Origin of the sequence: Providencia sp. SP181 (assembly GCF_050446505.1) — a bacterium.
Taxonomy (GTDB): Bacteria; Pseudomonadota; Gammaproteobacteria; order Enterobacterales; family Enterobacteriaceae; genus Providencia; species Providencia vermicola.
In genome coordinates, this window is record NZ_JBBPXM010000008.1 from 185,828 (window position 1) to 211,689 (window position 25,862).

Annotated in this window: 18 protein-coding genes; 12 read left to right on the plus strand and 6 right to left on the minus strand. The window is 41.4% G+C overall.

The genetic code is table 11. The features are described from left to right. The first annotated feature begins 6 nt into the window (after positions 1 to 6). The 4 genes from gyrB to AABS66_RS15220 all read left to right on the plus strand — a co-directional run bounded on the left by gyrB (position 7) and on the right by AABS66_RS15220 (position 7,858). Positions 7 to 2,421 carry a DNA topoisomerase (ATP-hydrolyzing) subunit B gene (gene gyrB / locus AABS66_RS15205; RefSeq protein ID WP_206085621.1) on the plus strand — a complete coding sequence of 805 codons (2,415 nt, stop codon included), beginning with the start codon at positions 7 to 9 and terminating at the stop codon, positions 2,419 to 2,421. Positions 2,422 to 2,720: 299 nt separating this feature from the next. Further along, entirely contained in the window at positions 2,721 to 5,618 is a 2,898-nt protein-coding gene (locus tag AABS66_RS15210; protein ID WP_430225127.1) for an autotransporter domain-containing protein, read from the plus strand. Positions 5,619 to 5,861: 243 nt separating this feature from the next. Then, positions 5,862 to 7,442 carry a phosphoethanolamine transferase gene (locus tag AABS66_RS15215; protein WP_272539760.1) on the plus strand — a complete coding sequence of 527 codons (1,581 nt, stop codon included), beginning with the start codon at positions 5,862 to 5,864 and terminating at the stop codon, positions 7,440 to 7,442. A gap of 68 nt (positions 7,443 to 7,510) precedes the next feature. Beyond that, positions 7,511 to 7,858 carry a DUF1622 domain-containing protein gene (locus AABS66_RS15220; RefSeq protein ID WP_206085608.1) on the plus strand — a complete coding sequence of 116 codons (348 nt, stop codon included), beginning with the start codon at positions 7,511 to 7,513 and terminating at the stop codon, positions 7,856 to 7,858. A gap of 77 nt (positions 7,859 to 7,935) precedes the next feature. On the opposite strand, the gene asd is transcribed toward AABS66_RS15220, so the two are convergent. The 4 genes from asd to AABS66_RS15240 all read right to left on the minus strand — a co-directional run bounded on the left by asd (position 7,936) and on the right by AABS66_RS15240 (position 10,534). Next, positions 7,936 to 9,042 carry an aspartate-semialdehyde dehydrogenase gene (asd, locus tag AABS66_RS15225; protein WP_206085606.1) on the minus strand — a complete coding sequence of 369 codons (1,107 nt, stop codon included), beginning with the start codon at positions 9,040 to 9,042 and terminating at the stop codon, positions 7,936 to 7,938. Positions 9,043 to 9,359: 317 nt separating this feature from the next. Beyond that, complete coding sequence (gene ykgO / locus AABS66_RS15230; protein ID WP_206085604.1) at positions 9,360 to 9,500, minus strand: type B 50S ribosomal protein L36; 141 nt, start codon at positions 9,498 to 9,500, stop codon at positions 9,360 to 9,362. A 2-nt stretch (positions 9,501 to 9,502) separates the two neighbouring features. Then, a complete protein-coding gene (locus AABS66_RS15235; RefSeq protein WP_206085597.1) occupies positions 9,503 to 9,763 on the minus strand; it encodes a type B 50S ribosomal protein L31 in 261 nt (86 codons plus the stop codon). A gap of 147 nt (positions 9,764 to 9,910) precedes the next feature. Beyond that, entirely contained in the window at positions 9,911 to 10,534 is a 624-nt protein-coding gene (locus AABS66_RS15240; RefSeq protein ID WP_206085583.1) for a YagU family protein, read from the minus strand. A gap of 278 nt (positions 10,535 to 10,812) precedes the next feature. Here AABS66_RS15240 and nagK point away from each other — a divergent pair, with 278 nt between their 5' ends. The 5 genes from nagK (at position 10,813) to AABS66_RS15265 (ending at position 20,513) form a co-directional block, all read left to right on the plus strand. Further along, entirely contained in the window at positions 10,813 to 11,724 is a 912-nt protein-coding gene (gene nagK / locus AABS66_RS15245; RefSeq protein ID WP_272539761.1) for an N-acetylglucosamine kinase, read from the plus strand. Between the two features lie 314 nt (positions 11,725 to 12,038). Further along, positions 12,039 to 12,674, plus strand: coding sequence for an OB-fold-containig protein (locus tag AABS66_RS15250; protein ID WP_272539762.1), 636 nt, complete (start codon positions 12,039 to 12,041; stop codon positions 12,672 to 12,674). Between the two features lie 76 nt (positions 12,675 to 12,750). After that, on the plus strand, positions 12,751 to 14,952 hold the full coding sequence (locus AABS66_RS15255; protein WP_206085573.1) for a flotillin family protein: 2,202 nt from the start codon (positions 12,751 to 12,753) through the stop codon (positions 14,950 to 14,952). A gap of 75 nt (positions 14,953 to 15,027) precedes the next feature. Next, entirely contained in the window at positions 15,028 to 19,968 is a 4,941-nt protein-coding gene (locus AABS66_RS15260; RefSeq protein WP_206085571.1) for a DNA repair ATPase, read from the plus strand. Continuing rightward, entirely contained in the window at positions 19,965 to 20,513 is a 549-nt protein-coding gene (locus tag AABS66_RS15265) for a rhomboid family intramembrane serine protease (protein WP_371007474.1), read from the plus strand. Before AABS66_RS15260 ends, AABS66_RS15265 begins: the two co-directional genes overlap by 4 nt. Here the strand turns inward: AABS66_RS15265 and AABS66_RS15270 are convergent. Beyond that, the gene (locus tag AABS66_RS15270; RefSeq protein WP_206085565.1) at positions 20,510 to 21,169 is read right to left on the minus strand and encodes a helix-turn-helix transcriptional regulator; all 660 of its coding nucleotides are present in this window, start codon (positions 21,167 to 21,169) and stop codon (positions 20,510 to 20,512) included. The genes AABS66_RS15265 and AABS66_RS15270 overlap by 4 nt on opposite strands. Before the next feature lie 74 nt (positions 21,170 to 21,243). Between AABS66_RS15270 and AABS66_RS15275 the strand changes: the two genes are divergently transcribed. Next, entirely contained in the window at positions 21,244 to 22,653 is a 1,410-nt protein-coding gene (locus AABS66_RS15275; RefSeq protein WP_430225128.1) for an MFS transporter, read from the plus strand. Between the two features lie 34 nt (positions 22,654 to 22,687). Here the strand turns inward: AABS66_RS15275 and AABS66_RS15280 are convergent, their stop codons facing one another. Further along, positions 22,688 to 24,187: an MFS transporter gene (locus tag AABS66_RS15280; protein WP_272539766.1), complete on the minus strand. Its 1,500-nt coding sequence runs from the start codon at positions 24,185 to 24,187 to the stop codon at positions 22,688 to 22,690. Between the two features lie 94 nt (positions 24,188 to 24,281). On the opposite strand from AABS66_RS15280, the gene AABS66_RS15285 reads away from it, so the two are divergent. Together AABS66_RS15285 and AABS66_RS15290 are read left to right on the plus strand one after the other, a co-directional pair. Next, entirely contained in the window at positions 24,282 to 24,830 is a 549-nt protein-coding gene (locus AABS66_RS15285) for a TetR/AcrR family transcriptional regulator (protein ID WP_430225129.1), read from the plus strand. A 55-nt stretch (positions 24,831 to 24,885) separates the two neighbouring features. Further along, positions 24,886 to 25,785: a hypothetical protein gene (locus tag AABS66_RS15290; protein WP_206085557.1), complete on the plus strand. Its 900-nt coding sequence runs from the start codon at positions 24,886 to 24,888 to the stop codon at positions 25,783 to 25,785. Positions 25,786 to 25,862 lie beyond the last annotated feature (77 nt).

Sequence of the window (25,862 nt, forward strand, 5' to 3'; positions counted from 1 at the left end):
ACGTTGATGTCGAATACATATGACTCCTCAAGTATCAAGGTATTAAAAGGACTGGATGCGGTGCGTAAGCGCCCGGGCATGTATATCGGTGATACAGACGATGGAACAGGTCTTCATCACATGGTTTTCGAGGTTGTCGACAATGCTATCGACGAAGCCCTCGCAGGCTTTTGTGACGATATCGTTATCACTATCCATGCCGATAACTCTATCTCCGTACAGGATGATGGACGTGGTATCCCAACGGGTATCCACGAAGAAGAAGGTGTCTCTGCCGCAGAAGTCATCATGACCGTTCTGCACGCAGGGGGTAAATTCGATGATAACTCCTATAAAGTTTCCGGCGGATTGCACGGTGTCGGGGTATCGGTTGTTAACGCCTTATCTGAAAAATTAGAATTAGTTATCAAACGTGATGGCAAAGTTCACGAACAAATCTACAAACACGGTGAGCCACAAGGCCCTCTGTCCGTTGTTGGTGAAACTGACCAAACAGGGACACGCGTCCGCTTTTGGCCAAGCATGGATACCTTTAAAGGCATCACTGAGTTCGAATATGATATATTAGCGAAGCGTTTACGTGAGTTATCCTTCTTAAACTCGGGCGTTTCTATCAGACTCATTGATAAACGTGATGGCAAAGAAGACCACTTCCATTATGAAGGCGGTATTAAAGCTTTTGTTGAATACTTAAGCCGTAATAAAACCCCTATCCACCCTTCTGTCTTTTATTTCTCAACCGAAAAAGACGGTATTGGTGTTGAAGTGTCAATGCAGTGGAATGATGGTTTCCAAGAAAACGTTTACTGCTTTACCAATAACATTCCACAACGCGATGGTGGTACTCACCTTGCAGGTTTCCGTGCCGCGATGACGCGTACACTGAACAACTACATGGAAAAAGAAGGTTATCAGAAGAAAAGCAAAGTCAACGCAACAGGTGACGATGCCCGTGAAGGTCTGATTGCGGTTATTTCTGTGAAAGTGCCTGATCCTAAATTCTCATCACAAACCAAAGAAAAACTGGTGTCATCCGAAGTGAAAACTGCGGTTGAAACGATGATGAATGAGAAACTGGTTGAGTATTTACTGGAAAACCCAAATGACGCCAAAATTGTCGTTGGGAAAATTATTGATGCCGCACGCGCACGTGAAGCAGCACGTAAAGCTCGTGAAATGACTCGTCGTAAAGGCGCATTAGATTTAGCAGGCTTACCGGGTAAACTGGCTGACTGCCAAGAACGCGACCCTGCATTATCCGAACTGTACCTTGTGGAAGGGGACTCTGCGGGCGGCTCTGCAAAACAGGGGCGTAACCGTAAAAACCAGGCCATCCTACCTCTGAAAGGTAAAATTCTTAACGTTGAAAAAGCGCGTTTTGATAAAATGCTTTCTTCTCAGGAAGTTGCAACCCTGATTACCGCATTAGGTTGTGGTATCGGTCGCGATGAATATAACCCAGACAAACTGCGTTATCACAGCATTATTATCATGACAGATGCCGACGTCGATGGTTCGCACATTCGTACGTTACTGTTGACCTTCTTCTATCGTCAAATGCCTGAAATTGTTGAGCGCGGCCATATCTTTATTGCTCAACCACCACTGTATAAAGTGAAACGTGGTAAACAAGAACAGTACATTAAAGATGACGATGCAATGGACGATTACCTAATTTCTATCGCTCTTGATGGTGCTGAGCTGCATTTAAGTGCTGAAGCACCCGCCATGAAAGGTGAAGAGCTTGAGAAACTGGTTGTCGAATATAATGCAGCTCACCGCATTATCCGTCGTCTTGAGCGTCTTTACCCGCAAGCACTGCTTAACAGCTTGGTCTATCAGTCAACACTCACCGAAGATGACTTAAAAGACAGCGCAAAAGTCGAAGAATGGGCTGCTACGTTAGTTAAACGCTTAGAAGATAACGAACAATTTGGTAGCACCTACAGCTACACAATTACCGAAAATCGTGAGCGCCAGCTATTCGAACCCACTATTCGTATCCGTACCCATGGTGTTGATACCGACTACAATTTAGACTTCGATTTTGTTCACGGCAGCGAATACCGTCGTATCACGCACTTAGGTGACTTAATCAGTGGCTTAATTGAAGAAGGCGCTTATATCCAGCGTGGCGAACGCCGCCAAGATATCAGTAATTTCGAAGAAGCACTGGCTTGGTTGACTCGTGAATCCCGTCGTGGCCTATACGTACAGCGCTATAAAGGCCTTGGTGAAATGAACCCAGAACAACTTTGGGAAACCACCATGAACCCAGAAACCCGCCGTATGATGCGTGTGACAGTGAAAGACGCAATCGCAACTGACCTACTATTCACCACGTTAATGGGTGATGCCGTAGAGCCACGTCGTGCATTTATCGAAGAAAACGCCTTAAAAGCAGCCAATATCGATATCTAATTATTCTGTTGGTTGAATAAAATTCAATAACCCCATACGAAAGTCTGGGGTTATTTTTTATGAAAAATTTTTATAACGATTATCTTATTTCCACGATTTAATTAAATTTATAATAAAAGAATAAAAAAACAACTCCCATCAATAAGAAGCAATTTTACTCACAAGAAAATAATTAAAAATAAAACTTAACACTTTAATTAGTATGACTTTTTCATTCCAAATAACTGTCATAAAAAATAAATATATTATCAATAAACTCCGCCAAATGAAAAATCACTAATAGCATTAGCGGGGTTACAATGAGAAAATTTTTTATTTCAGCGTCACTAACTTTATTACCATTCATATTCACGAATACTCTAACAGCAAAAACTCATGTTTTAGAATTAGAGGAAAATATTATTGATATCAGAAGTACATGGCTTGAGGATATTAAAAACAATGTTATTAATAGCACACCTAAAGAAGGCAGTGCAGTTGCTGAGCAAGATAGGCTTATTAGTCGTGAATACACCAGTATCACTGGGGAAAGGAAGAAATTAGCGCTCGCAGATAAATCCCAAGACTCGGGTTATTTATTTAACAGTTATCAAACCATACTGTTTGGTGAACATGATATTAATATAAGAGACCATAAACAATATCAAGAAATCAATTTATTACATAATACAAGTACCCGTGCTTATGACGAAAAAAAACAACGTACACGGTCGATTGATTTTATTCTTAAAGACCACTTTAAACGCGGTCGCCCTTACCAAGTCTTGGATGACGATGGTCATTATATTGCTGAATATTCAAAAATACAGGGCTCATCTTACCCAAGTGGCCATACGTGGAATGGTTTCAAACAAGCCGCAGTATTAGCGATGATTTTTCCCGAAAAAGGCAGCGAAATGTTCAACCGAGCAATTGAATATGGTGAAAGCCGCGTGATTGTTGGCGCACACTTTGCCACCGATACTATCGCTTCTCGTGTCGGTAATTATTATTTATTATCACAACTACTGTCTGATGAAAAAAACACCAAATTCATTGTTGAATCCGCAAAAAATATCCGTAAAGATATTTCATCATCATGTCCAAATAACCAAAAAAACTGCTTAACAGTATCTAGCCCTATCACCAATGAGCATATCGGCTATTATGGAAAAGAAAACACCCAAAATACGGCTAATATCGAGCCTAAAAATATCCCTAAAACTGCCAGTTATTTACTTCGATTACGTTTCCCTTACCTAAATAATAAACAATGGAATAATATTTTAGCCAGCACGGCATACCCAAGCCATTCAATTGCTGGGTGGAATATCAAAGAAAATGATCCCAATACTTATTGGGGGTTAATTAACTTACCTGCTGCTTATCAAGGCCCCGCTTATTTATATGAAAACTTGGTTGTTAATCAAGAAACTAATGATTTGGATATCGCTAATTTTGGCGAGTTAGATGAGTGGAAAAATAATATTCAAGGCGTTGGAAAATTAATTAAAAATGGCCATGGAACCCTCGTATTATCCGGCAACAATACTTTTGCAGGTCTCACCGTCAATCAAGGCCACTTAGTGTTAGCAGGCGAAAATAAATATTTGCAAAAATCCCATATTAATGGCGGCAAAGTGACCCTTAAAAAAAACTTAGACTCCGCAATTGATATTAATAAAGGAACCTTGGATCTCGAAGGGGGGCAGGTCAGAGCCCCAGTTAATATTCATCATCAGGGTCTACTGACGGGCAACGGTAGCATTCAACAATTAACCGCCAACCAAGGCGCTGCAGTTGCTCCAGGTCATTCTATTGGTACAATTAACATTGTTGATTCAATAACTTTTGCGCCTGATAGCCACTATTTGGTGGAAATCACCCCTGAAGGTAATAACGATAAAATCATTAGCCAAGGCAGCGCTTCATTAAAAGGCGGTATCGTCACCGTCTCATTTGAAAACCAAAACGAGCCTCTCTCTAAGCTCGATATTAACCGCTTGTTTGGTACTCAATATACGATCCTTAGCGCTCAAAAAGGGGTTAATGGCCAATTCGATACCGTTTTACCTAATTATCAGTTTATTGGAACCACGCTGAATTACGCCCCGAAAGAGGTCACACTTAAAATAGGGCGTAATAATACCCCATTTTCCAGTGCGGCTACCACGCCAAATCAAAAAGCTGCCGCTAACGCTATTGATAGGCTTCCGATAAGCCACCCTCTGTATGAACAAACGTTAAAAAGTCGCTCAAAGCAGGAGGCTCAAACCCTATTTAGTGATGTAACCGGGCAAATATATGCTGACGTATTATCAAACCAATTAAATGATAGCCGTCAAATTAAAGAGGCCGTACTGCAACAAGCTCGCTTATCTGAATCATTAAATAGCGAAGACAAAGGTAATGTGTGGGTTAACATGTTATACGACTGGGATAAAACCACGGGTGATAGCAATGCGACAGGGTATAAATCATCAAGCTATGGTCTATTACTCGGTGCAAACCGACGTTTTATTAATGATAAAATGACATTCGGCATCGCCGCAGGTTTTAGCCAAAGTTCATTATCTAATCACCTAGACCAAGGTCACAGTAATAACTACCATGCCGCTATTTATGGTAGTGCAGTATGGCAACCGATCGCCGTTCGTTCAGGGCTTAGCCATACTTCACACCTCGTTCACACTGAACGCGCAATCAGTGATGGCACAAGTCACTCCGCGAATTATTATACCAATACCCACCAAGCGTTTATTGAAATGGCCTATCCGATTAACACCCGTTGGATGAACCTTGAACCATTCACCAACTTCACTTATATCAACACAACGAATTATGCTATCAATGAGCACATCAACAACACCTCTTTGCAAGCAGGTAAACAGTATATTGGCTCTCGTTTATCGACAATAGGGCTGCGTCTTGATAACCAGTGGAAAGTCGGTAATGAGTCAAATATCGGTCTACATGGTGAACTTAACTGGCAATATCAATATGGCAACTTGAATAGAGGGGTCAAATTGAATTTTTCTGATACGACGAGCGCATTTACGATACATAGTGCCCCAGCAGCACGCCATGGCGTCGCGTTAAAAGTCGGTACAAATATCAATATAAAAGAAAATACTAAGCTATCAATTAACTACAATAAATTTTTATCTGGGCATTATCACGATAACAATATTGATGCCAAAGTTACGATCGCTTTTTAACCTTGTTTATTCTCCCCCGCTTATGGCGGGGGTTGTTCCACACTGCCAAGGCAGACACTCACCATGACTAAACATCACAAGATTTTACAGTTTTTTACGCCATGATTTTGATTATCTTATCTTTTTTTATGTTATAAACGAATAACAGCCAAAGTTAACTAAATGTTAATTTATAAACTTATGATTTTTAATTTATCCACATAACTTAAGGCAAGGCCAAAAACAGATAAAAAGAGCACCCTAATGCGCCAACTTATTATTCCAATTTATGCGTTATTGATATCTATCATTCCTATATTTTTCAGTGGGGATGTTAGCCTTATTGCAGACATTGCGATTGTGATTTCAGGTACCCTGATACTACTGCTTTGCGCTGGCGTCTATCGGTTTCTTCTTGGCAAGGTATTTACTGTTTTTGTTTCGCTCTTGTGGGCACTCAATTTATCCGTCTCATTCTTCTTTTATCAAAAACACGATATCCGCTTCTCTTCTTCTATCGCAGAAACCTTTATCAATACCAATAGCAGTGAGACGGTGGGAATGCTTTCCTACAATATTGGCTATGTAATTTTCTATCTATTTGTTTTTACTTTATATTTATCAAGTATTCATCTATGTGCAAAATATATGAATCGCCGTACCGCCGCGATAAGCCTGGCACTCCTTTGCGGTTATCTACTAGCCATACCAGCCTATTACGCATCACTGTTTAGTAAGCCTGATAGCGCATTATTAATCACTGAAAAATACTTACTGAATACACCGTTCTACAATGCCGCAGCGCTAGTCAAAAATTTATATGAAAACCGCGGGATCAAGAAAATATCGTCCCAGAAAGTTTCGTTTAATTATCAGAAAAAAAACTCTGAAACCCAAATCTATGTGCTTGTCATTGGGGAATCGCTACGTCGTGACCATATGAGTTTCTACGGCTATCAGTATGATACAACACCTAATTTGAATAATCGGAAACCCCAAATTTTTGCGTTTCAACAAGCCTATTCCCCCGCGCCTGTCACCATCTTGTCGGTTCCTATTTCATTGTCTAACATCCGTTTTGAGCAGATGCAGGACAAATCACATTATGCAGACAATATTATTTCATTAGCGAATCACGCGGGTTTTAAAACGTATTGGATCAGCAATCAGGGCAAAACGAACAAACGTACCAGTATCATTTCTGCAATTGCTTCGATGTCACAACAGAAAGCTTGGAACGAATTTGTTGGCTATGATGAAGAACTGCAAGATGATTTCCGTGATGCTCTCAATGACCCAACCGATAAACAAAAGCTCATCGTTTTACATACCTATGGGAGCCATGAACCTGCTTGTAACCGGTTTCCTGAAGACGAGCTAAAAACATTTAGTGGCCAAGAAGATGACGATTGCTACGACAGTTCAATTGCTTATACCGATAAATTTATCGAAAACCTTATGCAGCAACTCGAAGGTAAACCTGCGACTTTGATGTACTATTCAGATCACGCATTGCAACGCTTAGACAGTGATAACACTATTCACTACCACCATGGTGTTAATAACCCAAGAAAAGAGGCCTATGAAATTCCCTTATTAATTTGGTACAGCCAAAGTGCTAGTAAGCCAACAGTAAATACAACACATTTACACGCCCCTTATTCCACAGCAAATAATTATTGGCTAATCAGTGATTGGCTTGGTATACAACAGCGCGCGTCTCAAGCTTGCTTATCACCTCTGCGCGCATGTTACCAACCAAGCGATAATATTCAGGTAATTGACGGTAACCGAAATTTATTATCCATTAATCAATTACCAACAGAAACGGTCGACCCACAATAAAACTCGATATTTTGCCAATCTTTGCTCATAGTTAGCGCATTGAGTTTCATCTAAATATCGAGGCTTGTATGTTCGAATTAACTTTTTTACGTGAGTTATTAGGCTCTAGCGTTCATGTACTTCAATTACTGTTAGAAACCATTTCTGTCATCTGTGTGATTATTGGTTTAATCAAAACATTAATTGTATGGTTTCGCGTTAAAATAGCGCGTACCGCACGTTATTGCTTTGGTGATTGGTTAGCCACCGCATTAGAGTTTCAGTTAGCAGCGGATATTTTAGCTACCACCGTTGACCCTGATTTAGATAGCCTGATCAAATTAGGTATCATCGCCGTGATCAGGACGTTCCTAAACTATTTCTTAGCAAAAGAATTAGAACACCAGCCACAACAACATCCCCAAAAAATACAATAAATTACCAAGCCCTTTTAACGAAAAAGCCTACACAATGTTCATGTGTAGGCTTGATAAAACACGGTATTAGTTTGTCATTACAGTAAGATTCTCAACATACGGCGCAGCGGTTCAGCGGCGCCCCATAACAGTTGGTCACCGACAGTAAAGGCAGATAAATACTCTGGGCCCATATTCAGTTTACGCAGGCGCCCTACTGGCGTGCTTAGTGTGCCTGTAACTGCTGCGGGTGTTAGCTCACGCATTGTAATTTCACGGTCATTCGGCACCACTTTCACCCAGTCATTATGGGAAGCCAACAGCTGTTCAACCTCGTTTAATGGAATATCTTTTTTCAGTTTTAAAGTGAAAGCTTGGCTATGACAACGCAGTGCACCAATACGAACACATAAACCATCCACTGGAATGATGTTATTACCCGTTGCTAAAATTTTGTTGGTTTCTGCTTGGCCTTTCCATTCTTCGCGACTTTGCCCATTTTCTAAGGCTTTATCAATCCACGGGATCAAGCTGCCTGCTAATGGCACACCGAAGGCATCTGTTGGCATTGTGCCACTACGGGTAAAGTCGGTGACTTTTTTCTCGATATCTAAAATTGCAGATGCAGGGTCTTGCAGCTCTTTTGCGACTTGCGTGTGTAATGACCCCATTTGAGCTAAAAGTTCACGCATATTACGAGCACCCGCACCCGATGCCGCTTGGTAAGTGGCAACAGATGCCCATTCAACCAAATTATTGGTGAATAAGCCGCCCAGAGACATCAACATCAAACTCACTGTACAGTTACCACCAACAAAGGTCTTAATGCCTTTATTTAAACCATCTTGGATGTGTTGGTTGTTCACTGGGTCAAGGATGATAATCGCATCGTCTTTCATACGTAATGAAGATGCTGCGTCAATCCAGTAGCCATTCCAGCCTGACTCACGAAGTTTAGGGTAAACTTCATTAGTATAATCACCGCCTTGGCAGCTAATGATGATATCCAATGCTTTTAAAGCATCAATATCAAAGGCATCCTGTAAAACACCACGATGACCACCGTAAACCGGTGCTTCAGCGCCATGTTGTGAGGTCGTAAAGAAAACAGGATGAATCGCATCAAAATCACGTTCTTCGACCATTCTCTGCATCAATACTGAGCCGACCATTCCTCGCCAGCCAACAAACCCTACATTTTTCATTTTTATTCACCCTGTTTGTTTAATTTTTACCAAGAAATTTCCAGTTCCAGCTCCATTGGCGTCAATGCGGCCATTTTTTAATCATTCATTCGGCATTCACGGAAGTTGAAGCTCGAAATTTTTCGGATGTATTAAACCTGACAAAATATGAACCGGTGTGCAAGTGAATTTCATCACTATTAGCAGGATGATTAGTAATAAAACTAATGGACGCAAAGAAAAAACAAAAAAAACCACGACAAGGAGTATGTGTTGTCGTGGTTAAGCTAAAAACAAAATGAGGCAATACAGGTAAATTTTTAAAGGAAAAGCAGGAACTAACGTTTTTTCTTGCAACCTTGCACCGCTTTAAAACGCGGATTGGCTTTACAAATCACATATACGCGCCCACGGCGGCGAACCACTTGGCAATCCGGGTGGCGCGTTTTTGCTGTTTTTAATGAACTCAACACTTTCACGTTTACTTATCCTCTGTTCGCAGAAAACGCCCAAAACGTTTCTGGAATTGCGCTGTTTTCCCTTCTTGGGAAATTAATTTTTGTTTTCCCGTGTAGAACGGATGTGATTGAGAAGAGACGTCCAACGTAACATACGGAAAAGTTTCGCCTTCAAATTCAATCGTTTTTTCTGTTTTAATCGTTGAACCCACTTTGAAATAGGCATCCGCACTGGTGTCATGGAAAACAACCGTGCGATATTGAGGATGGATCCCTTGTTTCATAATAACCACCTAAATGTAATGTTATAATATAACAATACACTTTATCAAAAAGGGACGCAATGATTTTATTTGTCAAAAACAAACTAAAGAGGAAGACAGGCGTTATTTTTACCATAACGCCTGTCAGTTGGGGTGAGAATAAAAACCTTAACGATAGCCTTGCGATAAAGGAACTTCAGGGTCTGGCTCACCTGTTATGCGGTTTCTTAAATCGCGACGGATAATCTCAATCGACCAAAACCAAATTAAATGCCCGAAGATTTCAGAAACATTTTCATACCAAGGTAAGTCTAAAAGTGGTGGTGTTAAGCCCATTAAAGGGAATGAAATCATATGAACAAATAACTGTGCTAATGCCCCCGCTAACAAACCTTGCCATAATTTAATTTTTGGGAAAATCTCTGCCACGATGCAGTAACCAATCGCAAAAACCAGTGAAAATAGGATATGCGTCACACCGACCCAATTAAAAATATGTCCTGCGAATGTATACACTGCCGCATTTGGGTCTACCATCCCTAACCAATCCCTTAAAAATACATAAGGTGGATTGAGAAAATTACGTGAGCAGTCCACTTGCTCAGCAACGCGGATCAGTGTTTCTGGTGAACAAGCGGCATTAAACATATCGGTTGGACTACGTGGTGGTAAAGGCACTTCTGCCCCCCACTTCACAAAGGCAGAAACAATCCCACTGATAATACCAACAAAGAACGCAACACCATAACGGCGGCGTTTTTTTTCTGTAATATAAAAGAATCCCCGAGCCATAAAACCTCTTTATTTGACTTAAGTTTTTTTGAGATTTATTTATTCTCCTTTTATGAACATCCGTAAATGACATGAATCAATAAAATAATAATCACTGATAGAAATAATCACGCTCACCATTGCTACTCTGAGTTCACTGAACAGAAATAAAAACCAAAACGATAATTTCTCCAGCCACAATCTTTTGTATAATTAGGCCATCACACAAGATCATTTAATTGTTTATCAAATGGATACGTCATTATCGATGATAAACATACCATTTGGGGAAAAGGAAAATGTATTACGGCTTTGACATGGGCGGAACCAAAATTGAACTTGCAGTCTTTGATAATGAACTCAATCAAGTCTGGCAGAAACGTGTTCCGACACCTAAAAATGACTACCAAGCACTGCTGGATGCCTTTCTTACACTCACCCAAGAAGCCGATGAAAAATTCAATTGCCAAGGGAAAATTGGCGTTGGCGTTCCTGGTATTGTTAATCATGCAGAAGGCACCGTATTTACCACTAACGTTCCCGCAGCGCAGTACAAGCCTCTGATTCATGACTTAACCAATGCGTTACAGCGCCCAGTAAAAGTGGAAAACGATGCCAATTGCTTTGCACTATCCGAAGCTTGGGATCCTGAATTTAAGCGTTATCCAACAGTGTTGGGCTTAATTTTGGGTACAGGTGTAGGGGGTGGCTTTGTCATTAATGGCAAAGTGTTGTCAGGAAAAAATGGGATTGCAGGCGAAATTGGCCACATGAACCTCAGTGTTCGCGCAGCAAAACTATTAGGGGATACCGTCCCTGAAGTAACCTGTGGCTGCGGACAAACAGCTTGTTTCGAGACTTACCTTTCAGGCCCTGGGTTTGAACGTATTTATACTGCATTTACAGGGGAAAAACGCTCTGCTATTGAAATTATTGAGCGATATCATCAGCAAAGCCCTGAAGCAATCGAACACGTTGAACGCTACATGTCTGTATTGGCGATGTTTATGGGGCAAGTCATTACCGTATTCGACCCCGATTTAGTCGTCTTTGGCGGCGGTTTATCGCAATTTGAAGAAATTTACCGGCGTTTGCCTGAAGTTCTACCTCAATATCTGTATGGAATTGCCACTTTACCTGCCATTGAAAAAGCCCGCTATGGTGATTCTGGCGGGGCACGCGGTGCTGCGTTCCTCAACTTAATCGACTAACTTTCCTTTCATACTCCTTGGTAATTATCTGCCAAGGAGTTCATTTACCTTTATTTTCAGATGATAATCATTATCATCCATTTACAAATGGTGCTAAAATAACCGAAGATCCATCGGTTTTATTATCATTGTCATTCTAAGAATAATTTCAGCAAATTATAAATAGAAAACAGCAAGATATTATTAAATTTGGGCGATAAAGACTTGTCTGATACAGCTTGTGGCTAAAAACGCTATTATTGCATTACATACAATAAGGTAATAAACAAAAACATCCGCCGTTACCCCTTAAACAACAATAAAGAGAAAGCCTTATGGGATTGTTTTTTCAGAATAGTTTGATGTTTCCCACCATTGTTTTTAGTGGATTACTCATTATTGTTTTATTTTACTGGTTATGTGCTGCATTTGGCTTACTCGATATTGATGTCTTTAATATCGATACTGAATTTGATGCAGGACTCGACGCTACGGGCTTTGCGGGCTGGCTCACTAAACTGGGCTTAGCAGGAATTCCAGTTACCATTATTCTAACCTTATTTACGCTATTTGGCTGGGTTATCAGTTACTTTTGCGTTTATGGCTTTATCCGTTTTATTGATTCAACCCTATTACGCTACCTTGTTGGCTTTGCCGTATTTGCCATCACACTGTTTATTTCCCTTCATCTCACTGCTTTATGTTTAAAACCTGTTCGTAAAAAACTCGTCAGCCTCAATAAACCCAAAACCGTACATCAGCTTATTGGCAAATTAGCAACTGTACGTTCAGGCTCTGTGAGTGAACAAAATGGGGAAGCGATGTTAGAAGATGGCGGTGCAGGGTTAATTTTACAGATACGCGCACCATCAATCGAGAATTTAAAGCGAGGCGATCGCGTCGTCATTATTAGCTATGATGCGCAGTCCCACAGTTACCAAGTCGTGACGGAAGATGAGTTCCGTCATTAGTTTTCACGATATAGACAATAAACCTTTGCTTGCCTATTTAAAATAACGACCTCGTCGGAACCTATGGAGAAGAAATATGGATTTGGCTGCATTAATGCCCTTTTTAACCATTATTGGCGGGATCATCGTCATTATTTTAGGCTTCTTTGGATTATTTAAAGCCTTCTATATCAAAGTCCCACAAGGTACAGCACTGATTGTGAATGACATGTCTTCACAGCCCAAAGTGCATTTCACAGGTGCGCTGGTCTATCCTGTTATCTACAAAAAAGAATTTATGCGCATTTCACTTCTAACATTAGAAGTGGATCGCCGTGGCAAAGACGGTTTAATTTGCCATGATAACTTGCGTGCGGATATCACTGTTGCTTTTTACTTACGCGTAAATGAAACCACTGAAGACGTATTGAAAGTAGCAAAAGCCATTGGGGTTGACCGCGCTTCTGACCATCAAGCCGTCAGCACCTTATTTAGTGCAAAATTCTCTGAAGCACTAAAAACAGTCGGTAAACAGTTTGATTTAGCGAAACTTTTTGAAGATCGCCAAAACTTCCGTGACCGCATCGTTGATGTGATTGGCAAAGACCTTAATGGTTATGCATTAGAAGACGTTGCCATTGACTACTTAGAGCAAACACCGAAATCTGCCCTTGACCCAAACAATATCTTTGACTCTGAAGGTATTCGTAAAATCACTGAAATTACCGCTATCCATAATATTGAAACGAACCAAAAAGAACGTGACCAAGAGTTAGCGATTCAAAAGAAAAATGTGGAAACACGCGAAGCCAGTTTAGCGCTAGAACGCCAACAAGCGGATGCGGAAGCACGTCAAAAACGTGAAATTGATAATATTCGTTCCCGCGAACAAGCTGAAACCTTGCGTGTTCAAGAAGAAGAACGCTTAAAATCGGAACAAGCACGTATACAAACTCAGCAAGAAATTGAGATTCGTGAAGAAAACCGAATGCGTGAAGTTGAAGTTGCTCAACAAAACCGCACCCGTGCCGTAGCCATTGAAGAAGAACGCGTTAGTCGCGCACGAGAGCTTGAAATCGTTGCCCGTGAGCGTGAAGTTGAGCTACAACGCATTGAAAAAGAAAAAGCATTAGAAGAAGAACGCAAAAATATCTCGAATGTGATCCGTGAACGTGTTGCCGTTGAAAAAACTGTCGCACAGGAAGAGGAACGTATAAAAGAAGTCCGTGAAGTATCCGAAGCTGATCGTATGCGCCAAGTGACTGTGATCAATGCACAAGCTGAAGCTGAAGAGTTATTGGTTCGCCAAGTGAAAAGAGCCGAAGCCGATGAAGCGAGCGCTAAACACAAAGCGGAAGAAATCAGCACCATGGCACAAGCCGAATTAGAAGCTTCAGCCAAACAAGCAGAAGCGAAAAAACGCTTAGCAGAAGGAATTGAAGCTGAACACGCTGCATTAGGTTTAGCAGAAGCACGCGTTCGCCAAGCGACTGCTGAAGCAGAAGAAAAAGAAGGTTTAGTGCTTGCCAATATCACCGCCGAAAAACTGTTAGCAGAAGCGCGCGGCTTAAAAGAAAAAGGTTTAACCGAAGCACAAGTCATGGAAGCCAAAGCGAAAGCAGAGCAACAACAAGGGCTTGCTGAAGCCAAAATCCTCGAAGAGAAATTAGCAGCGCAAGCGCGTGGTGAAGAACAACAAGCTAACGCAAAAGAAAAATTAGGTTTAGCGGATGCAAAAGTCCTTGAAGAGAAACTGGCAGCACAAGCTCGAGGTGAAGGCCAATTAGGTTCAGCACAGGCGGAAGTTATTCGCCAGCGCCTGAAAGCCGAAGCAGACGGCTTAACTGACAAATTCAAATCAATGGATCACCTCAGCGATACCGCACGTTCCCATGAAGAATTCCGTATGCGCCTTGAGAAAGAATTTGAACAAGCTATGGCTTCTATCGATGCCAACAAAGAAATCGCTCGTGAGCAAGCGGATGTCTTGGCTGCAGCGCTTAGCAAAACCAATATCGAAATTGTGGGCGGCGATGGCAACTTCTTCAACACCTTCTCTAAAGCACTTAGCTTAGGTAAGGCTGTCGATGGCTTTATGGATAAAAGTAGCTTTGCCAAAGAAAATGTGGAAAAGCTGATTAACCGCAGTAAAGAAGATAAAAAAATCGATATTGCCGCTTTACTGAGAAACCCTGAAGTTCAAGACCTAATCAATGGCTTTATGGCTGCAAAAGGGGCTGGACAATTAGCAAAAACCGTAACGGCAAAACCCGTTCCACCCGCTGATGACCAACTTTAGTTAATCAAAATCTGAGGGGGCTTTTTTGCCCCCTATTGCCTTTTTTTCATCCACTTTAAGGGAATTCGCTGCACCATGTCAGATTTTCAGGAAACGGATCGCGAGCAAGAAATACTCGATAGCGCTGTTGCAGAAGGGGGCGCATATGACATTTTACGTAAGCGGCTGACCGAACAAGGCCAGCAACTTCACCAAAAAGCCATACAGCTCAATGAAAAACGCCTAGAAGAATTTGGTCAAAGCCAAATGGATATTATTGGGCGTATTCGTATTCGTACTGAAAATAACTGCCAAGCCCGAGATATTGTTCGAGTGGGTGAATGGTTGCTATTTGGCTATAACGTTTTCCTTGGATTAAAAAAAGAAACGCACCTCAATGATGTGTTTTCATTGTATCGATTGATTGAAAACGAAGGCGAATTTGATGTTGAAGCCGTCGATAATGAAGATACCTTTTTAAATGATACTCGCTTTGTTCAGGATTTTACTGAGCTCTATACCTATTATAAAAATACCCAATTACTGCAACTTGTCGAACGAGATGGCAAACTACTGGCCAGCTTCCAAATTGGCGACCGCATTACCGATGTCCGCGTTTTTCGTTGGTCGATTTCAAGCGATAAACAACGTATTGAATACATTGATAATCGAGGGGAACGCGATATCGCCCTCCCCCCCGCTTATGACTTTGAGTGGCAAAAAACCACTCGCGAAGATACTGTAAATGGCCGTTACCCTCACATTAATATCCTCGACACCGTATTCGTTGAAACTATCGGTGGTGACTTAACAATCAAGTGTGAAAATAACACTGAAGATGGTTTGGGGATTTATCGTGAAGCAGTGCTGGATAAAAATCAGTCCCTCGATGATGCGCAAATTGAATATGCCCAAACAGGCAGTTTGATTATTTTAAAGATTTTGCCTTACCGAGAAGAAAGCTGGCGCTATCTGGTTTACAACACACTAACCCAGTCTGTGCAGCGCATTGACGCCATTGGGCAGGCTTGCGTTCAACTCCCTGAAGATCACGGTATTATTTTCCCAGGGGGGTATTACCTACAAAATGGTGAATACAAAACCTTTGAACAATCGATGGATGGCATGCGTTTTCGCCGCTTACGTCGTTCACCCAATGGCGAAGACGTTTTATATGTTTTTTATTCCCCGAACCAAGGCCGTATCGCACTTTTCAACTATAACCTGATTGAACGTACCCTGTCCGTTCCATTGATTGGGCATGGTTATGCCATGCTTGAAGATGGCAAAATGGTTCTGTTCGAAGGTGAAGGGGAAGAAGCCACGCGCGTCCATCCAATGCAAGTGTGGCAAACACCATTTTATTCTGATGAATTTGCGGATAAGCAACCTACTCGAGGGGGCTTTTTTGGCCGAATTGGTAACGCAGATTTAGTCCGTGGTATTTCTGAAATATTGCATGTTGCCAAAGAGATTGAAGGTAATCATGTTTCTATCGCCCGCTATGAGCAGCTCAGCCAGCAACCTAAAAATTTATTGGATTTATACTATTGGTTCAGCGATGAGCAATGCTTAGAAATTGGTAAGTTACTGAAAGAAATCACGCAAACCAGTGAATTAGTGCTTGATGAATATGAAAAGGTAGAAAGCATCCGCCAGCAGTCGGCTAAATCGATGAATGAAGCCATTAGCCGCCAGAAATCACTATTATCGCTGACATTACCCGACAGCTGGGATGATATTCAGCAATTTGTTGATGGTTTAAATGCCCTAAATGCACAACGCGGGCACTTGATTTCGCTGCGTGAATTTCGCTATATGGATTTAGAAAAACTGAGTGAAATGGAAGGCGAAATTGAAAAAAATCAACAATATGTCTCCCAAGAAACCGCCGTTTTTCTGGCTAGCGATAAAGCGCTACAACCTTTCAAAGCACAATTAACCGTTTTTGAAGAACAAACCGAAAAAGCGCAAAACAGCGCCCAATTAGATATCCCAATGAATGACATGGAAAAAATGTCAACAGATTTGGATATGCTATCTAATTTAATGGCTTCACTGTCATTCAATGATGTGACACAACAAACCCATATCATTGATTCTATCTCACAAATTTATGCACAGCTGAATCAGTCACGGGCTCGCTTACAACAGAAACGAAAGTCCCAAACCAGCGTTGAAACCGTGGCGCAGTTTGGCGCACAATTTCGTTTATTTAGCCAAGGTATCACCAACGCATTGTCCCTTGCGACAGACCCTGAGCGTTGTGATGATCAGCTATCAAGATTACTGGTTCAATTAGAAGAACTGGAAAGCCAGTTTAGTGGCCACGATGAGTTTCTTGATGATATCTTAGCCAAGCGTGAAGAGTTACTTGAAACCTTTGAATCTCATAAACAAATTCTTATTGATGACCGCCAACGCCGTGCACAAAACCTGTTAACTGCTGCTGACCGCTTACTCGATAGCTTGCAACGCAGAACCACCCGTCTACAGTCTCAAGATGAGCTAAATGCATTTTTTGCCTCAGACCCCCTTGCGTTAAAAACGCGAGAAATCATCGAAAAACTAAGAGAGATTAACGACAACGTTAAAGCCGATGATATTGATGCTCGCTTAAAAGCATCTCGTGATCAAGCTATCCGCATTCTGCGCGATAAAACCGATATTTTTGAAGATGGCGGTAATATCATCAAATTGGGTCGCCATCGGTTTAGCGTTAACACGCAAGAGCTAGACCTCACTATCTTGCCTAAAAATAACCAACTCTGGGTATATCTCACGGGTACGGATTTTCAGGAACCGATTGAAAATGAAGAGCTCACACAGTTACAGCCTTATTGGACGGCAACTTTAGAATCTGAGTCAGAGACAGTTTATCGCGCGGAGTACCTTGCTTATTCGATTATTTATTCTGCCGCTAAACGCCAAGACGAACTCAACATGGCGTTGTTAACCAGCGCGTTAACTTCCCCTGAAAAGCTGGAAAAAATCGTGCGCGATTTTGCAGGCCCACGCTACAAAGAAGGCTATGAAAAAGGGATTCACGACCACGATGCCATTGCAATCTTAAAAAAATTAATTCCTGTCGGGGAGAGTGCCGATCTTCTGCGTTATAACCCGACTGCGCGTGCAATTGCAGCGATTTACTGGGAAATAGCCCAAAACGAAGAGTTCCCCGCTCTTTGGCCTGAACGTGCTAGAACAGCGATGAACATTCATCAGCTGTTCCATAATGATAATGCCTTACTTGACCTACAAGCGGAAATTGAAGCCAATATCAGTTTGTTTTTACAAGATAATCCTATTCAATGCCAAAGTTATGAGCAAACACAAGCTGCGGAATATCTGAGCTTTGCATTAGCACGAACGCCTATCGAACTGGTCTACAGTAAATATGCAAAAGAACTCGTTCTAGCGTTACAAGAACGCTTAGAAGAAGCCCATATGTGGCTCGATTTCAATCGTTCCCAACAAAATTTAGGTACACGCTACGCCCAACGTTGGTCACTTATTCAAAATTGGCTGCAAGGGCTGTGCTCAACCCCTCAATTCGCACATCTAGTACCTTATATACCTGGTGCAATTGCCATTATTATTTTAGATAAAGTAGCTTCTGCCCGTTACAGCGAAGCTGATCTTTACTTTAAAGTCAGCGGTTTACTGGGGGAACACCCAACCATTGAAAACCAAACGCTATCACTCAGCTTAGATAATTACTTTAGCCGGATGCGCGGGCAGCGAAAACGCTTTATCCCTGAATTCCGCCAATACCAAGCTTTGCGACAACGCATCGTAACAGAGGAACGTAGCCGCTTAAAATTGCATGAGTTTAAAGCTAAGCCATTGAGCTCTTTCGTACGTAACAAACTGATTAATGATGTCTACTTACCCATTATTGGCGATAACATGGCGAAGCAAATCGGCGCACTCGGTGAAGGAAAACGTACCGACTTAATGGGGCTACTGTTAATGATCTCCCCGCCTGGTTACGGTAAAACTACTTTAATGGAATACGCCGCTGATCGCTTGGGGCTGATTTTCATGAAAGTCAATGGCCCTGCACTTGGTCATGATGTGCTTTCACTTGACCCTGCACAAGCACCGAATGCTACCGCGAGGCAAGAGCTAGAAAAACTCAATTTAGCCCTTGAAATGGGAAATAACGTCATGCTGTATGTGGATGACATCCAACATACACACCCTGAATTCTTACAGAAATTCATTTCCCTGTGTGATGGAACACGGCGTATTGAAGGGGTTTGGAAAAACAAAACCAAAACCTATGATATGCGCGGCAAAAAATTCTGTGTGGTGATGGCAGGGAACCCCTATACCGAATCTGGCGAAGTGTTCCGTATCCCAGATATGTTAGCTAACCGTGCCGATATCTATAACCTCGGGGAAGTATTAGGTGGGATGGATGAGGCTTTCGCATTAAGCTATATCGAAAATAGCTTAACCTCGAACCCCGTTTTAGCCCCTCTGGCACTCAGAGATCTCAATGACTTATATCTCCTTGTAGATAAAGCCATGGGGAAATCGGTTTCAACCAATACACTGAGTTACCCTTACTCTGACGCCGAAATAAACGAAATAGTTTTAGTCATCAAACAATTAGTTAAACTTCGCGACATTGTGTTGAAGGTCAATCAGCAATATATTGCCAGCGCAGCTCAATCGGACAAATACCGCACTGAACCTGCATTTCGTTTGCAAGGCAGTTACCGAAATATGAATAAACTCAGTGAAAAAGTCTCTTCTGTTATGAATGATGAAGAGCTGGAGCGGTTATTAGATGACCACTACCTCGGTGAAGCCCAATTGCTCACAACGGGTGCAGAGGAAAATTTATTAAAACTCGCAGAGTTACGAGGAACACTAACCGAAAAAGAAGCCGCACGCTGGCAACAAATCAAGAAAGACTTTATGCGTAATAAAGCCCTTGGTGGTGATAATACTGATATTGGTGACCGAGTGGTTGTCCAACTCGCCTCTTTAGTCGAAAGTGTTCAAGCATTAGGTAAAGCCGAATGAAATACCCCCGCGTGACACTATTAGTCGCTTTAGTTGCCATATTAGTTGGCATTCAGTTGATTAATAGCCTAACAGCGGGTGAGCTTATTCATTTTGGTATTGTCCCTCGTACTCTCAGTGGTTTGATAGGGATTTTGCTTGCCCCTTTTATTCACGGAAGTTGGGATCACTTATTCAGTAATCTTCCACCGCTGATTATACTCAGTGCCCTATTACTCCATCGCACCATCAAGTTTTATCTCGTTGCTTCACTATTTATTATTGTTGTTGGCGGGCTGATGGTATGGCTAGTAGGCCGTAATGCCGTACATGTTGGCGCGAGTGGTTGGATTTTTGGGTTGTGGGGGTTGTTGATTGCCCAAGGTTTTTTGCGCCGAAAATTCGCGGATATCGCCATCGCATTGTTAGTGTTATTTTATTTTGGTGCAATGGCGAGCGGCTTGTTACCCGTTCATCAATATATTTCGACAGAATCCCATATTGCTGGCGCGTTATCGGGTATTTTATTTGCTTGGTTGATCAACAAAAGCGAGAAAAAACGTTAGCGCGCTGAAATACGGTAAACACAGCGCCCTGCGCCCTCTAACAAATACTGTTCACGTTCAATACTTGCCTCGTTACCTATCACTTCTTGAAAAAGCGCTAACTCTGAGCGGCAAAAATTTTGGCAAGCCGTTGCGGCGGCGCAAATAGGGCAATGGTTCTCAATAAAGAGCCAATCTTCCCCCTCTTGCTCAACTTTTGCCATATAGCCTTCTTCGCTGCGTACTTCAGCTAATGCAGCAAGGCGCTCTGCTAACGGTAAGTTTTGGCAGCGGGCGATATATTTTTCACGGCTTTCAATCTCTCTTTGGTGAATAAGCTTTTCCAAGCCATCATCGCCAAAAATAGTCCGAACAGAATCAATCAGCTGTAACGCAAGCTGTGCATGAGTATCAGGAAAACGCTGATGCCCCAATTCGGTTAATACCCAATTTTGCCGTGGTCGACCAGCGCCTGTTTGTGATAAACACTGAGCCCCTTCAACTAACCCCATCGAAGTCAGTTTTTGAATATGTTGCCTTGCGGCTTCCCCTGTCATATTTAAATCGTTAGCAATCACTGACGTCGAAATCGGCCCTTTGGTTTTAATACAAAAAAGCACTTTATCGACGGCTTGTGTTAGATTTAAATTATCAAAGTAATTACTTGCATTAATCATTATTCGACTCTATTATCCAAGCTATTACTTGGATAATACCTCTTTTTTCCCTATTCCGTCTAGCGGGTCTCTCTATGAGCAATGAAACATCGACCTTACCACAGGCTAAGTGGGCTGATTTACTCAGCGGCACCAATGCATTACTGACTATTGCCCTTACTGGGGGCGTTGCACTACATGCTATCAATATTTATATCGTCACCACAATCTTACCCAGTGTCGTTAATGATATCGGCGGCCTCGAATATTATGCATGGAATACCACGTTATTTGTAGCTACCTCGATTGTCGGATCCGCACTTTCAAGCAAAGTGCTCGACTATTTTGGGCCAAAGATGGCGTATTTAATCGCCCTCACCCTCTTTTCATTGGGCTCCATTTGGTGTGCAGCCTCCCCCTCAATGTTGGTGTTATTGGGAGGACGTGCATTGCAAGGGCTCGGTGGGGGAATTTTATTTGCACTCAGTTATGCCTTAATCCGCATCGTCTTTACCGAAAACTTATGGTCTCGGGCCATGGGGGTGGTCTCTGGGATGTGGGGGATTGCGACATTATGCGGCCCTGCCATTGGCGGAATTTTCGCACAAGGTGGCCACTGGCGCTGGGCATTTTGGGCGTTACTTCCTGTTGCAGTATTCCTTGCTATTATCGTTATTAATCAATTACCTAAAAAACAAACTCAAACACCACAAAATAATAAAATACCCTTCTTGGCAATTTTATTATTAGTCATTTCAGTACTCGCCATTTCCATTGGTAGTCTGTCTGACAAACTATTGATAAACCTTATCGGTTTAGCTATCGGTATTGCCTTGCTAGTCACGATGGCACGTTTAGACGGTAAAAATGGAAAGCGGTTGTTACCAACAGGCGCTTATTCGCTGAAAAATCCACTTGGTGTCATTTTCTTAACCATGTGTTTACTCGTTGGCGGTATGACAACTGAAATTTACGTGCCTTATTTCCTACAAACTATCCATCAGTTCTCACCTTTGTCAGCTGGATATTTAACCGCAATCATGGCGGCAGGCTGGACTATTGGTGCGTTATTTAGCGCCAATAAAACAGGCCCAATTGTTGTGAAGATAATTAGAACGGGTCCAATCATCATATTTATCTCTCTGATTGTGTTAGCTGTTTTAACGCATAATCAGCAACTTATTGAGTCTCTACCGCTATTTATTGTGTATTTAGTCGCAATGGCGGGTGTGGGACTCGGGATTGGTGTGTGTTGGCCTCACCTAGTTCTGCGCGTTTTCAATGCCGCACCAGAAGGTGAGGAAAATTTAGCCTCTTCATCCATCATTACAATCCAGTTGTATGCAACTGCCCTTTCTGCTGCTTTGGTTGGTGTGGTTGTGAATAATAGTGGCTTAATGAACCCTGGAGGTATTGTGGGTGCACAACAAGCATCAATTTGGTTGTTTGCGTTATTCGCTCTTAGCCCTCTTTTAGCTATCTTTTTGATTCGTAAAGTGAAGTAAAAAAGAAGGGAGCCTATTGCTCCCTCTTTACTAATTAATAGGCTGATGACGTCTTTTTTGACCTCAAGAATGCAGGCAAAACGATAATACTGATTAACAAAACAAATATTGTTGCGACCATCACCGCTAAAAATGCATGGTCAAAAGCAATATTTGCCTGACTGACCAATAGACTAGCTTTATCTTGTGGTAATTTTTCTGCGACTAATAATGCCTCATCAATGCTGTCATACACTTTATCACTAACCGCTATACCTTCTGGTAGAGAGAGCTTTAACGTATAAATAGCGCTCATCAGCCCACCCATAAATGTCACGCCAAGTACACTACCTATTTCGTAAGCAACCTCTTCAATTGAAGCTGCCATACCTGCTTTTTCATCAGGCGCGTTTAACATCACCGTAGTCGAAGCCGTCGTAAAAATAGCACCTAAACCAAAACCTATCAAAAAGAGGAATGAAAGTAACAGAACACCTGCTGAGGTTTGGTACACCATCGTTAAACCAACAACACCGACTAATGTACAAATAAAACCAAAAAGGGTCAGTTTTACTTCACCAAATTTATGCAGATACATACCCGCCAATGGTGCCGCTATCACAGAAGCCAGTGGAATAGGAATGATATACAACGCGGCGACAAATGGGCTATAACCTAAAACAAGCTGTAAACGCTGGCTAAGTAATAATTCAACCCCAACAATAACCACGATGGATAAAATAGCCATCATGATGCCTGCGCTGAATTTCGGTTGTTTTAATAATGCAAAATCAATCATTGGTGATTCTGACGCCATCTGCCGGCGTTTGAATACCACCAAAAAGAAAGCCCCGATCCCCCCTGCAACCACTACATTCATCCAATCAATATAAGGTTTACCAAGCTCTTTTAATGCATAAATTGAACTAATTAAGCCAACCAGCACTAAAACAGAGCCTAAAATATCGATTTTTTTATTACTTTGCCCCCCACATTGCGGGATCAAGAAATACGCAAAAGGGATAACTAATAACACAACGGGAACATTAATCAGGAAAACAGACCCCCACCAAAAGTGGTTAAGTAAAATTCCGCCAATTAAAGGGCCTATCGCTGCACCTCCTGATGCTACAGCGGACCATATGCCAATCGCCAACGCCCTTTCTTTTGGGTCTATAAAGACGTGCCTAACAATGGCAAGCGTTGCAGGCATACTGACAGCTGCGCCAACAGCAAGAAAACCACGCGATAAAATTAAGCTGGTTGCTGTGGGTGAAAATGCCGCACACAAAGAGGCAATACCAAATAGTGGCAGCCCTAATAAAAACATCCGCTTATGGCCGACTTTGTCACTCAACATCCCCGCAGCAGGCAATAACCCAGCCACTACCAGCGGGTAAGCATTCATAATCCACAGCTTTTCAGATGATGTCGCCCCTAAATCGTGCGTTAATTTAGGTAATGCGGTATAAAGCACCGTGACATCAATAACGATAAGAAACAACACACTTGAAACTAACAGAAGCACTATCCAGCGCTTGTAATCGGTTAACATAACATTCTCTCAATGAGTTTATTTGATCATCATTTATTGGTGATCGTGCTATAATATAAATCCATACGTACGTATTGAAAAGAGGTTTTCCTAAATGGGACGTCAACGAACTATCGACAGAGAAAAGCTACTTGATGCTGCTGAAGATATTGTTATTCATCAAGGTGCTGCGGCTCTGACGCTCGATGCGGTTGCGAAAGCGATGGGTATCTCCAAAGGGGGCGTTCAATACTGTTTTGGCAACAAAGATGCTTTAATCGATGCCATGTTTGAGCGATGGGGGCAGTCTTATGATGAAATTTTTAATCAAGCGATAGAGCGAGATAACTCCCCAGAAGGGCAAGTTTTGGCACACATGCAAGCCACCCACCAGCACGATAAAATCGCCATGGCAAAAGGCGCTTCATTGATGGCATCACTACTGCAAACCCCTGAATACCTCGAAAGCACGCGTATTTGGTATCGGGAACGCATCGCAAACCTCGACACATCAACAGAAAAAGGTAAATTAGCTCGCATTGTGTTTCTGGCAACGGAAGGGGCTTTTATGTTGCGCTATATGGGGTTAATGGAAATCGATGATAATGAATGGCAATCTATATTTAGTGATATTGAAAAATCATTAATAGCATCATTTTTTTAAATAAATAATATCCTAATCCAATATTATTGGATTACATACTAAAAAGGATATGATTATGAGAAAAATAATTACCCCTGCGATTCCAAGCCATAACTACCATTATCAATCTCAGAGAACGAATAAAAACTTTATTTTAGATAATATAAATAGCATAAAATCAAATAATAATGATAGATTTAACAAACCTAACTATAAAAAAGAATATAAATTCAATGTTGATATCCCCTATCTTGCATCAAAAGAAAAAAAATCCACGCCTATAGCAGAAAAACAAAAACCAGTACTCCCAGTAAGTAGAACCAAACTTGAAGATATCAAAACCATTGACTCTTTTGTTAGGAGAATAAAAGATGAAAACATCTGTTACAGTGCAATAGATGATGAAAAAATTATTCATCGAGGCGTCTTGAATATTGCGAAAAAGGAAAAAATCACAGGTTTATACCTCAATAGTACCAATTCATTAGGCCATGGTGCTTATGGAACAGCCTACCGTATTGGAAATTTTGTTATTAAAGTCCCTTTTTATGATGTCTATCATAACAGTCCCCATAGTGATGTATACCGCTGTTCCTCTTTACTTAATAAACTCAATAAAAACACTAATTTTTCAAGAGCAATAACTTTAAATAATGGAAAAGATGTTTTAATTTCTAAATATATATCTGGAAAAAATATTAGAGATAATGCTGCTTATGACTTTGTTAAACAAAAAGGTCATATCATTTTTGATTATGGTTCCAATGGCAATATCAAAGTGGATAATAATGGTAAAAAATATGTGATTGATGCCGACCTTATAGCTCAACCTACTGAATTAAAACGTTATCCCTCATTAGGGACACTAGCTATACGTAAAGTCTATAAAAATATATTTATTAAAAATCCACTTGGCACTAACGAAAAAAAACCGCTCTATTATTCTGAAATAGAAGACCTGTTACCTAGTAAGTAAGATTGTTTCACAGGTATTCTCGATGAGAATACCTGTGAAATACCACGATAAAATTGAAAATAATGAACAGGTGAAAT

Excerpts from the sequence above, each read along its gene's own strand:
- AABS66_RS15240 (WP_206085583.1), bottom strand. The coding sequence starts at position 10,534 with ATGGCTCGGGGATTCTTTTATATTACAGAAAAAAAACGCCGCCGTTAT.
- AABS66_RS15290 (WP_206085557.1), top strand. The coding sequence starts at position 24,886 with ATGAGAAAAATAATTACCCCTGCGATTCCAAGCCATAACTACCATTAT.
- AABS66_RS15220 (WP_206085608.1), top strand. The coding sequence starts at position 7,511 with ATGTTCGAATTAACTTTTTTACGTGAGTTATTAGGCTCTAGCGTTCAT.
- nagK (WP_272539761.1), top strand. The coding sequence starts at position 10,813 with ATGTATTACGGCTTTGACATGGGCGGAACCAAAATTGAACTTGCAGTC.
- asd (WP_206085606.1), bottom strand. The coding sequence starts at position 9,042 with ATGAAAAATGTAGGGTTTGTTGGCTGGCGAGGAATGGTCGGCTCAGTA.
- AABS66_RS15215 (WP_272539760.1), top strand. The coding sequence starts at position 5,862 with ATGCGCCAACTTATTATTCCAATTTATGCGTTATTGATATCTATCATT.
- AABS66_RS15255 (WP_206085573.1), top strand. The coding sequence starts at position 12,751 with ATGGATTTGGCTGCATTAATGCCCTTTTTAACCATTATTGGCGGGATC.
- AABS66_RS15270 (WP_206085565.1), bottom strand. The coding sequence starts at position 21,169 with ATGATTAATGCAAGTAATTACTTTGATAATTTAAATCTAACACAAGCC.
- AABS66_RS15250 (WP_272539762.1), top strand. The coding sequence starts at position 12,039 with ATGGGATTGTTTTTTCAGAATAGTTTGATGTTTCCCACCATTGTTTTT.
- AABS66_RS15280 (WP_272539766.1), bottom strand. The coding sequence starts at position 24,187 with ATGTTAACCGATTACAAGCGCTGGATAGTGCTTCTGTTAGTTTCAAGT.
- AABS66_RS15235 (WP_206085597.1), bottom strand. The coding sequence starts at position 9,763 with ATGAAACAAGGGATCCATCCTCAATATCGCACGGTTGTTTTCCATGAC.
- AABS66_RS15285 (WP_430225129.1), top strand. The coding sequence starts at position 24,282 with ATGGGACGTCAACGAACTATCGACAGAGAAAAGCTACTTGATGCTGCT.
- gyrB (WP_206085621.1), top strand. The coding sequence starts at position 7 with ATGTCGAATACATATGACTCCTCAAGTATCAAGGTATTAAAAGGACTG.
- AABS66_RS15265 (WP_371007474.1), top strand. The coding sequence starts at position 19,965 with ATGAAATACCCCCGCGTGACACTATTAGTCGCTTTAGTTGCCATATTA.
- AABS66_RS15210 (WP_430225127.1), top strand. The coding sequence starts at position 2,721 with ATGAGAAAATTTTTTATTTCAGCGTCACTAACTTTATTACCATTCATA.
- AABS66_RS15260 (WP_206085571.1), top strand. The coding sequence starts at position 15,028 with ATGTCAGATTTTCAGGAAACGGATCGCGAGCAAGAAATACTCGATAGC.
- AABS66_RS15275 (WP_430225128.1), top strand. The coding sequence starts at position 21,244 with ATGAGCAATGAAACATCGACCTTACCACAGGCTAAGTGGGCTGATTTA.